This window comes from Clostridium formicaceticum (genome assembly GCF_001854185.1).
Classification (GTDB): domain Bacteria; phylum Bacillota; class Clostridia; order Peptostreptococcales; family Natronincolaceae; genus Andreesenella; species Andreesenella formicacetica.
On the sequence record NZ_CP017603.1, the window covers coordinates 1398009 to 1411170 of the forward strand.

Annotated in this window: 17 protein-coding genes; all 17 read left to right on the forward strand. The window is 38.8% G+C overall.

The window, feature by feature from the left end; genetic code table 11:
- Nucleotides 1–3: 3 nt before the first annotated feature.
- The 17 genes from BJL90_RS06470 (at nucleotide 4) to BJL90_RS06550 (ending at nucleotide 13159) form a co-directional block, all read left to right on the forward strand.
- Nucleotides 4–444 (forward strand): FHA domain-containing protein, encoded by a 441-nt coding sequence (locus BJL90_RS06470; protein ID WP_070965545.1) that lies wholly within the window; start codon nucleotides 4–6, stop codon nucleotides 442–444.
- Nucleotides 445–1653, forward strand: coding sequence for an FtsW/RodA/SpoVE family cell cycle protein (locus BJL90_RS06475; protein ID WP_070965548.1), 1209 nt, complete (start codon nucleotides 445–447; stop codon nucleotides 1651–1653).
- Nucleotides 1640–3046, forward strand: a complete 1407-nt coding sequence (locus tag BJL90_RS06480) for a peptidoglycan D,D-transpeptidase FtsI family protein (RefSeq protein ID WP_070965550.1) — start codon at nucleotides 1640–1642, stop codon at nucleotides 3044–3046. Before BJL90_RS06475 ends, BJL90_RS06480 begins: the two co-directional genes overlap by 14 nt.
- 2 nt (nucleotides 3047–3048) lie before the next feature.
- Nucleotides 3049–4095, forward strand: a complete 1047-nt coding sequence (locus tag BJL90_RS06485; RefSeq protein WP_236905033.1) for an L-threonylcarbamoyladenylate synthase — start codon at nucleotides 3049–3051, stop codon at nucleotides 4093–4095.
- Between the two features lie 15 nt (nucleotides 4096–4110).
- Nucleotides 4111–4809 (forward strand): arsenate reductase/protein-tyrosine-phosphatase family protein, encoded by a 699-nt coding sequence (locus BJL90_RS06490; protein ID WP_236905034.1) that lies wholly within the window; start codon nucleotides 4111–4113, stop codon nucleotides 4807–4809.
- Between the two features lie 96 nt (nucleotides 4810–4905).
- Nucleotides 4906–5355 (forward strand): ribose 5-phosphate isomerase B, encoded by a 450-nt coding sequence (rpiB, locus tag BJL90_RS06495; RefSeq protein ID WP_070965553.1) that lies wholly within the window; start codon nucleotides 4906–4908, stop codon nucleotides 5353–5355.
- Nucleotides 5356–5511: 156 nt separating this feature from the next.
- Nucleotides 5512–6141 (forward strand): uracil phosphoribosyltransferase, encoded by a 630-nt coding sequence (upp, locus tag BJL90_RS06500; protein WP_070965556.1) that lies wholly within the window; start codon nucleotides 5512–5514, stop codon nucleotides 6139–6141.
- A gap of 411 nt (nucleotides 6142–6552) precedes the next feature.
- On the forward strand, nucleotides 6553–7008 hold the full coding sequence (locus BJL90_RS06505; RefSeq protein ID WP_070965558.1) for a deoxycytidylate deaminase: 456 nt from the start codon (nucleotides 6553–6555) through the stop codon (nucleotides 7006–7008).
- Nucleotides 7009–7024: 16 nt separating this feature from the next.
- Nucleotides 7025–8089: a glycosyltransferase family 4 protein gene (locus BJL90_RS06510; RefSeq protein ID WP_070965561.1), complete on the forward strand. Its 1065-nt coding sequence runs from the start codon at nucleotides 7025–7027 to the stop codon at nucleotides 8087–8089.
- A 183-nt stretch (nucleotides 8090–8272) separates the two neighbouring features.
- Nucleotides 8273–9424, forward strand: a complete 1152-nt coding sequence (gene wecB, locus BJL90_RS06515) for a non-hydrolyzing UDP-N-acetylglucosamine 2-epimerase (protein WP_070965564.1) — start codon at nucleotides 8273–8275, stop codon at nucleotides 9422–9424.
- Between the two features lie 276 nt (nucleotides 9425–9700).
- On the forward strand, nucleotides 9701–9937 hold the full coding sequence (locus BJL90_RS06520) for an AtpZ/AtpI family protein (protein WP_070965567.1): 237 nt from the start codon (nucleotides 9701–9703) through the stop codon (nucleotides 9935–9937).
- Nucleotides 9912–10349, forward strand: coding sequence for an ATP synthase subunit I (locus tag BJL90_RS06525; RefSeq protein ID WP_236905035.1), 438 nt, complete (start codon nucleotides 9912–9914; stop codon nucleotides 10347–10349). The genes BJL90_RS06520 and BJL90_RS06525 overlap by 26 nt, the downstream gene beginning before the upstream one ends.
- Nucleotides 10350–11051 carry a F0F1 ATP synthase subunit A gene (gene atpB, locus BJL90_RS06530; RefSeq protein ID WP_070965574.1) on the forward strand — a complete coding sequence of 234 codons (702 nt, stop codon included), beginning with the start codon at nucleotides 10350–10352 and terminating at the stop codon, nucleotides 11049–11051.
- A gap of 30 nt (nucleotides 11052–11081) precedes the next feature.
- Complete coding sequence (atpE, locus tag BJL90_RS06535) at nucleotides 11082–11636, forward strand: ATP synthase F0 subunit C (protein WP_236905036.1); 555 nt, start codon at nucleotides 11082–11084, stop codon at nucleotides 11634–11636.
- A gap of 169 nt (nucleotides 11637–11805) precedes the next feature.
- Nucleotides 11806–12072 carry an ATP synthase F0 subunit C gene (atpE, locus tag BJL90_RS06540; protein ID WP_044826065.1) on the forward strand — a complete coding sequence of 89 codons (267 nt, stop codon included), beginning with the start codon at nucleotides 11806–11808 and terminating at the stop codon, nucleotides 12070–12072.
- Nucleotides 12073–12122: 50 nt separating this feature from the next.
- On the forward strand, nucleotides 12123–12629 hold the full coding sequence (gene atpF, locus BJL90_RS06545) for a F0F1 ATP synthase subunit B (RefSeq protein ID WP_070965576.1): 507 nt from the start codon (nucleotides 12123–12125) through the stop codon (nucleotides 12627–12629).
- Nucleotides 12617–13159, forward strand: coding sequence for a F0F1 ATP synthase subunit delta (locus BJL90_RS06550; protein ID WP_070965579.1), 543 nt, complete (start codon nucleotides 12617–12619; stop codon nucleotides 13157–13159). The genes atpF and BJL90_RS06550 overlap by 13 nt, the downstream gene beginning before the upstream one ends.
- Nucleotides 13160–13162 lie beyond the last annotated feature (3 nt).

The following is a 13162-nucleotide window of genomic DNA, read 5'->3' on the forward strand; positions in this document are numbered from 1 at the left end:
ATCATGTTCCAGATACTTTCTTGGATAGTAAGGTATATATTTATTGTTCTTATCTATTACTTTATTTATCATATTATAAGATTGATTTATCTAGACATTAAACATATCAACAATAAACAAAGAAAACATTTCAATAGTCCTTATTTGAAGCTAGTCAATCGAAAAGAGAGTCTTGAATTTGAGGTTCAAGAGTTTTATGATCTAAAGGATGTTCTCACTATAGGCAGGAGAAAGGACAATGATATCCAGCTTTTGGACAAGTTTGTTTCTTCTCAACATGCAAAGATTACAGCAGATGAAGACGAATATTTTCTAGAGGACTTAGGCAGCATCAATGGAACTTATTTAAATGGAACACAAATACAGGATGCAGTAAAGTTAAAAACCGGTGATCGGATCGGCTTAGGACAGGTTGAATTTTTGTTTGTAAAAGAGGTGGATTAGATGCGACCTATTACGATCTTAATGGCGATGAATGCTTTATTATTTGGGCTCCTTTATTTATTAGTAGAACCTTTGGATACATCGATTCTAATGGCAGGGGCTATGTTGACTTTGCTGATTATCATATCTTATATTATTATCGTAAAAGGGCATATGGGAGATCAGTACTTATTTTTAATTATTTCTACCCTTTCGAGTCTAGGGGTGATTATGATTTATAGGCTAGATCCTGTTTTCGGTTTCAGACAAATTACTTGGTATGCTGTAGGTGTTATTCTCTACTTTCTTAGCTATGTGATTTTCCGATGGATAAAAAGTTGGGATGATTATCTATATTTTTATGTTGGGTTCGGTATTGCTTTATTTATCTTGACCTTTATTTTGGGTACCACAGTAAAGGGAGCTACCAACTGGATACGGATAGGCGGTTTCACACTTCAGCCAGCAGAAGCGATTAAGTTAAGTTTTGTTTTCTTTATGGCTGCCTACTTTACTTATCCAGAAAAGTTGAAAAATGTATACTACTTTTTAGGGATTGTCTATCTTCATATCATTTTTCTGGTGTTGCAACGGGATATGGGGATGGCTATGTTGTTCTATGGGATTTTTATCAGCATCTTTTATGTTTTTTGCAAAGACAATAAGTTACTACTATATAATTTAGCAGCTTCTTTTCTTATCATCATTTTTGGTTATTTTACCATGACCCATGTTCAAGTTCGTTTTGAAGCGTGGTTAAATCCTTGGCGAGATATTGCAGGCAGGGGTTATCAGATCACACAATCCCTTTTTGCGATTGGTACGGGAGGTTTTTTTGGCACAGGCCTAGGCATGGGGAATCCCGACTATATTCCAGAGGTTCACACGGATTTTATTTTTTCTGCTATCTGTGAAGAAATGGGGACTTTTGGGGGCATCGCAGTGGTCTTGCTATACTTTATCTTGATCTATAGGGCTTTTAAAATCACGCTGGTAATCCCCAATGCTTTTAAAAAAATATTAGCGCTAGGGATTACCTTGACCTATAGCTATCAAACCTTTATGATTATTGGTGGTGTTATTAAGTTGATTCCTTTGACAGGCATTACTTTGCCTTTTATCAGCTATGGTGGAAGTGCTTTGATTTCTGCTTTTATCGCCTTTGGCATACTGCAGGCCCTGTCGAAAAGATCCCTTGAGGTAGAGGAGTTGTTAGATGTTGGAGAATAATAAAAAAATTGTACATCTAATCATTATCACCAGTTGCTTATTTTTAAGCATTATTTGTTATTTAACCTATTTTCAAATATTTAGGGCTGCTGATGTCATAGATAATCCCTATAATAAAAGACAGTGGGCAAGGGAAGACAATACCCTTCGTGGTATGATTTATGACAGAAGAGGGGTGGTATTAGCAAAGACAGAGATTATCAATGATAAACCTGTTAGAAGATATCCTTTCGATCATCTCTACAGCCATATCATCGGTTATAGTTATAGGCAATATGGACGCTCCGGTTTAGAAGCCTTCTACAATCAACAGTTAATGGCCCTTACCCATGATAGTCCTGTTAGTCGTATCCGGGAGCAACTGTCTGGAGAAATGATTAAGGGGAATAATCTTCTTCTTACCATTGATCATGAAGTGCAGAAAACTACAGAAGAACTATTGAGGGGGAAAACAGCTTCTGCTGTAGCCATCAACCCCGTTACTGGTGAAATACTGGCAATGGTTAGTAAGCCTGACTTCAATCCCAACACCCTTGTCGACGATTGGGGTAGCTTGGTAAATAATGAGGCAAGTCCCCTTTTGAACAGAAGCACTGGAGGGTTATATCCTCCAGGTTCCACCTATAAGACGGTGATTACGGCAGCTATCTTAGAAAATCCCTATATCATAGATGAAAACTATGATTGTACTGGAAGTATTACAATAGATGGCTATACTTTATCAGATTACGGGAATACAGCCCATGGACGCCTGAATTTAACAGAATCTTTGGTGGTTTCCTGTAATACCAATTTTGCCCGGATGACAGTAGATCTAGGAGAAGAAAAAATAAGAGAAATATCAAGAAGATTTTTTATGGAAAAGGCTATCCCAAGTGACATCCCCATCCAGCAAAGTAGATTCCCTTACGGGGAAGGAATACCTCAGACTGACCTAGCAGCCATAGGAATTGGGCAGGGGAAGCTTTTGGTGACACCACTGCATATGGCCCTTATTGCAGGTGCCTTTGCCAATAACGGTGTGATGATGGAGCCTTATATGATAGAAGAAATACAGTCTGCTGAAGGTAGAGTTATAGAAAGAAAAAATCGTCAACAGCATAATTTGGTTTCACATGAAATCGCTGAAGAGGTAAAAAATATGATGATTGCTGTTGTTGACAGAGGCACTGGAAAAAGGGCAGCTATTTCAGGGGTGACGGTGGGGGGAAAGACGGGAACCGCCGAAAATGCTACTGGAAGGAGTCATGCTTGGTTCATAGGTTTTGCCACCACAGGAGAAAAACAAGTGGCGGTGGCGGTAATTTTGGAAAGTGCGGGGGAGACTGGGGGAACAGCAGCAGCTCCTATTGCTAGAGAAATTATGCAAAAGGCTTTGAGAAGGAGTGATTAGGTTTGAAGGATACCATCATCATAGAAATAGATCATGAGGATCTATTGATGGAGGAATTAAAAAAGGCAGCACAGATTTTAAAAGAAGGCGGTACTGTTGCATTTCCAACAGAAACGGTTTATGGTTTGGGAGCAAATGCTTTAAGCGAAAAAGCAATAAAAAAAATATTTCAGGCAAAAGGGAGACCTTCTGACAATCCCTTGATTGTGCATATAGCAAAGATGGAGGATATCAAGCCCCTGGTAAGAGAGATTCCTTTGGAGGCTGCAGCGGTTATGGAGGCTTTCTGGCCAGGGCCTCTTACTGTTGTGCTAGAAAAAACAGGCATCATACCAGAAGGTATTACAGGAGGGTTGTCTACTGTAGCCATAAGAATGCCAGCGCATCCTATAGCAGCAAAACTGATAGCGTTAGCGGGGGTACCGGTGGCGGCTCCCAGCGCCAATATTTCTGGCAGGCCCAGTCCTACCACTGGGGCTCATGTAGTAGAGGATTTAAAGGGAAAGGTAGATGCTATTGTTATAGGAGGAAGTTGTGAAGTAGGGGTGGAGTCCACTGTGCTGGATATGACAGGGAAAACCCCTATGATCCTTCGACCAGGAGGAGTCACGAGAGAAATGCTTCTGAAAGTGCTGCATAGCGTAGAGATAGATGCCGCCCTAAAAGGAGAAGATGTGGTTCCTAAATCTCCCGGTATGAAATACACCCACTATGCCCCTAAAGCACAAGTCTACATTGTAAAGGGAGAAGAAGAAAAAGTTCCTGTGAAAATAAGAGAACTGGTGGAGCAATACAGAAGGCAAAAAAAAGAGGTAGGAATCATTTGCTTTGACGAGACTTATAACCATTATGATCAAGGAATGGTAAAGTCCATGGGAAGTCGTACAGATTTTAAAAGCGTAGCGGCGAATCTATTTAAAATATTGCGGGAGTTTGATGAAACAAAGGTAGAAATTATTTTAGCAGAGGCGGTGGAAGAAGTAGAACTGGGACAAGCCATCATGAACCGCCTTACGAAGGCTGCAGGCTATAGGATAATTCATGTGTAGGGGAGGTCAAAGAAAGTGAAAACAATTTTACTTGTTTGTACTGGCAACACCTGCCGCAGCAGCATGGCAGAGGCGTTGTTGAAAGAACTGCTGAAAGAAGAAAAGCATGATTTAGAAAATACAAAGATTTTATCTGCTGGAATCATTGCTATGAAGGGAGATAGGGCTTCTGCTGCATCTGTAGAGGTGATGAAGGAAAAAGGTATATGTCTTCGGGAACACAGGGCAAAGCCATTGACAAAAGAACTGATTAAAGAAGCAGATTTGATTTTAACCATGACCACCAATCATAAAAAAGCTGTAGTAGAGATGATGCCAGAAGCAAAGGAAAAGGTGTATACATTGAAGGAATATGTTAACGATGGAGAAAGTATAGATAAAGTACTGGATGAAATTGATGAAGTTTATAAAAAAATAGAACAAAAAAAGCAGCGATTTTTACAAGAGCATCAGAAGCGATTAAAGGAACTGAAGGAAAAGCACGAAGGACTTTTGCGGGAACTGAGAATCGTTGAGCAGCAAGTGACAAAAATTGAAGAAGCCTTTCAAGAAGAAATCTCAGAGCAAGAAGATCAGTTAATCCGATTAAAGGGAAAAATACCAGACTTAGATATTTTAGATCCTTTCGGGCAGCCTATGGATGTTTACCGCAGTAGTGCTGTAGAAATTGAAGGGAACTTGAAGAAATTAGTAAAAAAGCTAAAAAATAAATAAAGGAGATTTCGGAAACATAGCGAATAGTATACTGGTTAAACTATTATATAAACCTAGATAAATCTTATTGGTTTGAATATAGACGGGGGTGAAAATATGAAAATAGCCATCGGTAGTGATCATGGAGGATTTCCTTTAAAGGAAATGATTAAAGAACATTTACAACAAAAAGATATAGAAATCAAAGACTTTGGTACTGACTCAGAGGCCTCCTGCAATTATGCTGACTTTGCTGAAGCTGTGGGAGAAGCAGTAGTTTCAGGAACCTATGATAAAGGCATATTAATATGTGGGACAGGCATTGGTATCTCTATTGCCGCTAATAAAATTCCAGGCATTCGCTGTGCCTTAGTAGGAGATTGCTTTTCTGCTAAAGCTACAAGACAGCATAATGATACAAATGTTTTGGCCCTTGGTGCAAGAGTGATTGGTTCTGGTTTAGCATTGGAAATTGTCGATGCGTGGTTAGGAACGGAGTTTGAGGGCGGAAGACACCAACTGAGAATTGATAAAATTACAGAGATTGAAAAAAAATACTGCAGATAAATAGAGAGGCCACTGAAAAAGTATCTTTGTCATCCTGAGCACTAGCGAAGGATCTTGAAAGCTTAGATTCTTCACTGCCTTCAGAATGAAAAATTATGGTAATGGCATAGATAGGAGATTTTTTTCAGTGCTCACGTAAATAGAGGAGGAATTTTGATGAGTAAGGTAATTACAATAGATCATCCACTAATTCAACATAAATTGACTTTAATAAGAGATAAAAGTACTGGATCTAAGGACTTTCGAGACTTAGTAAAGGAAGTATCCCTGTTGATGGGCTATGAAGTTACTAGGGATCTTCCGCTACAGGAAATAGAAATAGAAACACCGGTTTGTACCACGAAATCCAAAGTGATTTCAGGTAAAAAATTAGGCATTATCCCTATTTTAAGAGCAGGACTTGGCATGGTAGATGGCATATTACAACTCATACCAGCGGCAAAGGTGGGCCATGTAGGACTATATAGAGATCCGGAAACCCTAGAACCAGTGGAATACTACTGCAAGCTCCCCTCTGATGTAGAGGAGAGAGATCTTATTGTGCTGGACCCAATGTTGGCTACTGGAGGTTCTGCTAATGCAGCGATTCAGTTTCTAAAGAACAGAGGAGCTACCAATATTAAACTCGTATGCTTAATTGCTTCTCCAGAAGGAATTAAAGTTATACAAAAACATCATGATGATGTGGATATTTATGTAGCAGCTATAGATGAGAAGTTAAACGATCATGCCTACATCGTACCAGGATTAGGAGATGCAGGGGATCGATTATTTGGAACAAAATAAGGAGAAAACGGACGACCATAGGTCGCCCGTATTTTTTTGTTTAAAAAACACTTTGCACTAAAGTTGCACGAAAGGCTATAGCAAAACAGTAGGAGTCGCCCGTGGTCAGCAGCATGAGGATTTTTCTCTATTTTTTTCAAAAAATATGAAACAAAATTAAACTAATGCCGTCTAATCTATTAAGAAAAAAAGTGGAGATCTCTGTTGGTCTGTTGGCAAGACCAATTTCCCCCCAAATTTGCCACTACCAGTATAATATGTTATTTGACACAATCTCTTGTATTAAACAGAAAAAAGTATTATAATGTGAAGTTGTGTGACAAATATTACATTTTCATTACATTTAATTTCAAGAGAACAGATTTGTGATATGATAGAAGCAATGATGATATGAAAAAGGAGTTGTAAAAAATGCGTCCGTCTTGGGATGAATATTATATGGAGATGGCGGAGGTAGCCAAAAAACGTTCTACCTGCAATCGCAGACAAGTGGGAGCTGTGATTGTGAAGGATCAAAGAATGTTAGCAAGTGGCTATAACGGAGCCCCTAGCGGTCTGCCTCACTGCAGTGAAACTGGGTGTATTCGGGAAAAATTAAAAGTCCCCTCCGGCGAAAGACACGAGCTTTGTAGGGGATTACACGCAGAACAAAACGCAATTATTCAAGCTGCCCTACATGGTGTGCCCATCGAAGGAAGTACGATTTACGTAACCCATAAGCCTTGTATCATTTGCACGAAAATGATGATCAATGCCGGCATTAAAAAGTTAATCTATCAAGGGGATTATCCTGATGCTTTAGCAGAAGGAATGTTGAAGGAAGCCGGCATTCTTGTAGAGAAGTACACGAAAGATAAAGAAAGCTAAAGAATGGAGTGAAAAAATGGATAGTTACATTTTGGCATTTCTTATGGCGGGGTTTATTTCTTATGTGCTGACCCCCTATGCAAAAAAGTTTGCTCATAAAATAGGCGCTATTGACGTTCCCAAGGACAACAGAAGAGTGCATAAAAAACCCATTCCTAGATTAGGGGGACTAGCTATCTATATTGCCTTTATAGCTTCTGCTTTAATGATGACAATAATGAAAAGCGATCTTCTACATATGGATCGTCAGTTTATAGGGATTATGGTGGGTGCTACAATTATTGTATTGATAGGAATCATAGATGATTCTAAACAAATTTCAGCAAAATACAAACTCTTAGGACAAATTGTAGCTGCCTTGGTTGTTGTTTACAGCGGTGTACGCATAGAGTTTATTACAAATATATTAAATAAACCGACAGGTATGATGTGGCTAGAAAAATCTATTATTCCAGTAACGGTTTTTTGGATTGTAGGTATTACCAATACCGTAAACCTGATTGACGGTTTAGATGGCTTAGCGGCGGGAGTTTCCTCTATTGCAGCTCTTTCTTTAGCTTTTGTAGCTTACTTAACTGGACAAACTGAAGTGATGATGCTATTGATTATTTTAGCCGGATCTCTTTTAGGTTTTTTACCTTATAATTTTAATCCAGCGCAAATTTTCATGGGAGACACAGGATCTCTTCTGGTGGGCTTCATTTTAGCCACGATTTCTATCGAGGGTTTGATCAAAAGTGCCACCACCATTGCTGTAGCCATTCCTGTGCTGGCTTTAGGGGTTCCGATTTTTGATACAACCTTTGCCATCATAAGAAGGCTGATGAATGGTAGGCCCATCATGGAGGCGGATAAAGGACATCTTCATCATAGACTACTGGATCAGGGCTTAAGCCAAAAACAAACGGTATTAGTATTATACTTTATCAGTATTTTATTAGGGGCTAGTGCTATTGTAATTTCTGATACAAGTAAAGTGACAGCTTACTTTATTCTAGCCAGCATTTCTTTAGCAATCTTTTTAGGGGCGCTTCGCATAGGCTTGATCAAGAAGCCTCAGGCACGAAAGGCCAACTCGTAGAAACTTAAAATTTGTGATAAAAGTTAGAGGGCACATAAGAGAGAAGGTGTCCTCTTTTTGCATCTACAGGAAAACCAGGATACCTTCTTAAGAAATTTTTATCTTTACCTTGAAAAATCAAGGGATTGGGGTATACTTATATAGAGAAAAGGCAATACAATTCTACTGGAAAGGAAGAAAAGAATGGATAAATTAAAGGTAATGACAATCTTTGGTACACGACCAGAGGCCATAAAAATGGCCCCCTTGGTAAAAAAATTACAGGAGACAGAGGAAATCCAATCTGTACTTTGTGTTACAGCGCAGCATAGAGAAATGCTGGATATGGTGTTGGATTTGTTTGAATTAAAACCAGACTATGATCTAAATATTATGCAACATGGTCAGACCATATCAGATATTACTGTGAAGGTACTGAAGGGTGTGGAAGAGATTCTACAGGAAGTGAAACCCGACATTGTGTTGGTCCATGGGGATACTACGACAACCTTTGTAGGAAGTTTAGCAGCTTTTTATCAACAGGTTGCAGTAGGCCATGTAGAAGCAGGCTTGAGAAGCGGCAACATTTACTCTCCTTATCCAGAGGAAATGAATAGAAGACTTACAGGACATCTAGCTAACTTGCATTTTGCTCCTACAGAGGGAAATTATAAGAACCTTGTGAAGGAAGGCATAGGAGAAGAAAAGATTTTTGTTACAGGCAACACCGTGATAGATGCCTTACTACAGGTAGTAAAAGAGGACTATCTATTTGATAATCCCCTACTGAACCAAATTGATTATGTCAACAAAAAAGTCCTGGTGATGACATGCCACCGCAGAGAAAATTGGGGAGAACCTATGGAAAATATCTTCAAGGCAGTGGTGGAGATTGCTGAAAAGCATAAGGATGTGGAAGTGATTTTTCCAGTACATTTAAATCCCAACATAAGAAATCTAGCAAAACAGATCATGGGGGAAGCAGGGAACATACATCTTATCGAACCCCTTGACTATGAACCCTTTGCTAATCTTCTTAGCAAAGCTCATCTTATCCTGACTGATTCTGGAGGGATTCAAGAAGAAGCACCTGCTTTGGGAAAACCCATTTTAGTTTTAAGGACAGAAACAGAAAGGCCGGAGGCGGTGGAGGCAGGTACTGTGAAGGTAGTAGGAGTAGAGAAGCAGAAAATTGTCGAAGAAGTAGATAAGCTATTAAAAAGTCCCTCGCATTATTTAGAGATGGCAACTGCTATAAATCCCTATGGAGACGGCAGAGCCTGTGAAAGAATTGTTGGGGCATTAAAGTATCACTTTAAGCTTTCCAAAGAAAAGCCTGAAGTCTTTAAGCGGTAAAAATTTCCGAAAGAATCTCAATAAATAAAGAGGATTTTTCAAGGGTTATATAGAATTAAATCTTGTACTAAAAAAAAACTTACATGCCTTTTGTTAAGCATTTATCATAAAAACATGCACTGCATTGAAAAAATATGCAAGTTTTTTAAAACAACACCTTTTCATGCGAAAAGTTTGTGATATAATAAGTAATTATATCCATGCATAAATTTTTCAAAGCAAAGGATTTTGTCGAAAGCTTAACGGATAAAGTCGAAAAATTATGAGGAGAAAACGATGTCGACACAAAAAGGAAAAGGAAATCTACTAGAAAATCTTGCGCTCATAAGTCAGATAGGTATCTCCATGATTATACCTATTATTGGAGGCCTTTATATAGGTAGATGGTTAGACACGAAGGTAGGGACGCAGCCGATATTTTTATTTGTTTTCATTGTGATGGGGGTAGGGGCTGCTTTTGTCAACCTCTTTAAAATCACAACAAAGGATGTTCAAAAGAACAAAAGGAAGTGATGGCATGGATGGTATATGGGATACACAATTGAAAATTATGAAAGGTGTTCTGATCGTAAACGGGATCATAGGGGTGCTAGCGGTTTTTATAGCAAAACCTCCAATGCCTTTTTTGACGGGGTTGCTGTTTGGCACCATGATAGCCCTGCTTAATTTTAGACTGCTTTCTCTTACCCTGAACAAAGCAGTACAGCTACAGCCTCATCAGGCTAGGGTTTATGCTGCATCCAGGTATATTTTACGCTATATCATCATAGGAATAGTGCTATACATTTCAGTAAAGGCAGAACATATTCACGCACTGGGGACGATTATTGGTGTGATTACATTGAAGTTTGTTGTGCTGCAAAAAGAATTGTTTAATAATAAACAATATTTTAAAAATATATTCAAAAGAAAGGAGGCAGAATAAATGGAGTTTGGCCCAAAAGTCATATTTGAACTTCCTTTTTTAGGGGGCATTCCTATCACAGAAACTGTAGTCAACACATGGATTATCATGATTGTTCTAACAGTGTTTGCCATCATTAGTGGCAAAGGTTTTAAGAAGGTACCTAGAGGGAAGCAAAATGTAGTAGAAGTCATTGTAGATGCTATGAACAATCTAACAGTGCAGACGATGGGGAAAGATAAAAAAGCTTTTGCCAGTTATATGGGAAGTCTTTTCTTTCTATTATTGTTTGCCAACCTATTTGGTCTTTTAGGACTTAGACCCCCGACAGCGGATATGAATACAACCTTTGCTTTAGCTATTTTAACATTCATCCTCATCCACGGTTCTGGGGTAAAAAGAAAGGGACTTGGTACCTACCTCAAGGGATTTTTAGAACCTTTTCCTTTGTTGTTACCAATGAACATTATTGGAGAGCTGGCTACACCAATATCTCTTTCCTTCCGTCTATTTGGTAACATCATAGGTGGAGTGATTATTATGTCCTTGCTGTATGGCGGCTTAATAGGTTTTAGCAGCATGGTGGGATTAGGCGTGTTCCCAATCTTTCAGGCTGGAATTCCAGTAGTGTTTCACCTGTACTTTGATGTTTTTGCAGGTGTATTACAAACATTTATCTTCATGATGTTATCAATGGTATTTATTTCAATCGCAATGGATTAATGTGCTTTGCCACCCAAGGGAGGTGAAACTTTGGAAAACACGAACTTTATTATGATGTTTTTGGAATGGCTAATGTCCTTTGATCGAAGAGCTGTCATCCTAGCAGCCTCTGCTATAGGTGCAGGTCTTACAATGATTGCAGGTATTGGGCCGGGGGTAGGTCAAGGCTATGCTGCCGGTAAGGGAGCAGAGGCTGTAAGCTATAACCCCAAAAGTGGAAAACAAGCTACTATGATCATGCTGCTGGGGGCAGCGGTGGCAGAAACCTCCGGGATTTTATCCCTGGTTATTGCCTTAATTATGCTGTTTGCTAACCCGCTAGTGAATCTACAGGGAGCAACCATTATTGTTGCAGCTTCAGCCATAGGAGCAGGTCTTTCCATGATTGCTGGTATTGGCCCTGGAATAGGTCAAGGCTATGCTGCTGGTAAAGGAACTGAAATGGTAGGAAAAAGACCTAAGCATCAATCAGCTATTGTAAGAGCCATGTTTTTAGGTCAAGCGGTAGCTCAAACTACCGGTATTTATGCTATGATTATCGCGCTAGTATTGATGTTTGCGAATCCGCTTATTGGATTGCTTTAAATTGCAACAGGGGCTTGACATAATTCATATTGTATACTGTATAGTAAATTATTAGATAAGGGTTGGAGAACAAAAGCTTTGAGGGTTTATTTATTTGACGGGTTATTTAAGTTTTAAGTCTAAAAATTAAGTCTAAAAAATTATTATTTTTGAAGGAGGAATTTACATTATGGAACCAATTACAGGTAGAGCATTAGTATTAGCAGCTTCAGCTATAGGAGCAGGATTAGCAATGATCGCAGGTATCGGACCTGGTATAGGTCAGGGATATGCCGCTGGTAAAGGTGCAGAAGGGGTAGGAAGACAACCAGAAGCGCAGGCAGATATCGTAAGAACGATGTTACTAGGTGCAGCGGTTGCGGAAACAACAGGTATCTACGGATTAATTATTGCTTTAATCCTATTATTTGCAAATCCACTGATCAACCTATTGTAGTGAAAAGAGGCCTGAATACCTCTCAAGCCATAGAAAGGAGGCAATAAACGATGCAACAAGGATTGGTGGAATTTGGATGGACCTTTGTATTTCAGATTGTGAATACACTGATTATATTTTTAGTCCTTAGACGTTTCTTATTTAAGCCTACAACGGAATTTATGGAAAATAGAACAAAAGGTATAGAAGATGCCATTGAAGAGGCAGCGACAAAAAATAAAGAAGCAGAAGAGCTAAAAACACAATATGAAGCAAAATTAGACAATATCAAAGATGAAAGAAATCAAATCATCAAAGAAGCTACAAAGCGTGCTGAAGAAAGAAGCGAAGAGATTATCAAGGCTGCGCAAGCAGAAGCTGAAAAAATCATAGAAAAAGGGCAACAGGACATTCAAAGAGAAAGACAGAAAACAGTAAACGAATTAAAGGATCAAATCTCTACATTGGCGATTATGGCAGCTTCTAAGGTTATCGAAGAGGAGTTAAATGAAAAAGCTCACAAGAAGATGATCGAACAATTTATTAAAGAGGTAGGGGAAACACAATGGCAGAATTAATAGCAAGAAAATATGCCAAGGCCCTATTTGAAGTTGCTCAAGAAGATAATAATCTTCAGCCTATTAGAGAAGAATTGAACTTTATTAAAGAAGCATTAGGAGAAAATGAGAATTTTAAAAAATTGTTGCATACCCCACTGATTACTTCAAATGAAAAGAAGGACATTGTTAAAAACGTTTTCAAAGATACATTGACCAATGAAGTGATGAACTTCTTGTATATTCTTGTAGATAAAGGAAGAGTCAATCATATCGAAGAGATTGTAAAAGAATTTAACGTGATGGCAGATGCTTCTAAAAACATGGTAGAGGCTGTTGCAATAACAGCAATTCCTCTAAACAAGGAAAGATTACAAAAACTACAGGTGCAGCTTTCCATGGCTTCTGGTAAAAATGTTAAGTTGAACAATGAAGTAGATGAAAGTGTGATCGGTGGCGTCCTCATAAAGATGGGGGACAAGGTAATTGATGGAACATTAAAAAGTCGACTTGGACATTTGAAGCAGCAGTTGTCGCAAGTTATATTATAGGAA

What these genes read in the sequence shown, in the direction of transcription:
- BJL90_RS06480 (WP_070965550.1), top strand. Translation starts at nt 1,640, where the DNA reads ATGTTGGAGAATAATAAAAAAATTGTACATCTAATCATTATCACCAGT.
- BJL90_RS06525 (WP_236905035.1), top strand. Translation starts at nt 9,912, where the DNA reads ATGTTCAAAAGAACAAAAGGAAGTGATGGCATGGATGGTATATGGGAT.
- BJL90_RS06475 (WP_070965548.1), top strand. Translation starts at nt 445, where the DNA reads ATGCGACCTATTACGATCTTAATGGCGATGAATGCTTTATTATTTGGG.
- atpB (WP_070965574.1), top strand. Translation starts at nt 10,350, where the DNA reads ATGGAGTTTGGCCCAAAAGTCATATTTGAACTTCCTTTTTTAGGGGGC.
- upp (WP_070965556.1), top strand. Translation starts at nt 5,512, where the DNA reads ATGAGTAAGGTAATTACAATAGATCATCCACTAATTCAACATAAATTG.
- rpiB (WP_070965553.1), top strand. Translation starts at nt 4,906, where the DNA reads ATGAAAATAGCCATCGGTAGTGATCATGGAGGATTTCCTTTAAAGGAA.
- BJL90_RS06470 (WP_070965545.1), top strand. Translation starts at nt 4, where the DNA reads ATGTTCCAGATACTTTCTTGGATAGTAAGGTATATATTTATTGTTCTT.
- BJL90_RS06550 (WP_070965579.1), top strand. Translation starts at nt 12,617, where the DNA reads ATGGCAGAATTAATAGCAAGAAAATATGCCAAGGCCCTATTTGAAGTT.
- BJL90_RS06510 (WP_070965561.1), top strand. Translation starts at nt 7,025, where the DNA reads ATGGATAGTTACATTTTGGCATTTCTTATGGCGGGGTTTATTTCTTAT.
- wecB (WP_070965564.1), top strand. Translation starts at nt 8,273, where the DNA reads ATGGATAAATTAAAGGTAATGACAATCTTTGGTACACGACCAGAGGCC.
- BJL90_RS06520 (WP_070965567.1), top strand. Translation starts at nt 9,701, where the DNA reads ATGTCGACACAAAAAGGAAAAGGAAATCTACTAGAAAATCTTGCGCTC.
- atpF (WP_070965576.1), top strand. Translation starts at nt 12,123, where the DNA reads ATGCAACAAGGATTGGTGGAATTTGGATGGACCTTTGTATTTCAGATT.
- atpE (WP_044826065.1), top strand. Translation starts at nt 11,806, where the DNA reads ATGGAACCAATTACAGGTAGAGCATTAGTATTAGCAGCTTCAGCTATA.
- BJL90_RS06505 (WP_070965558.1), top strand. Translation starts at nt 6,553, where the DNA reads ATGCGTCCGTCTTGGGATGAATATTATATGGAGATGGCGGAGGTAGCC.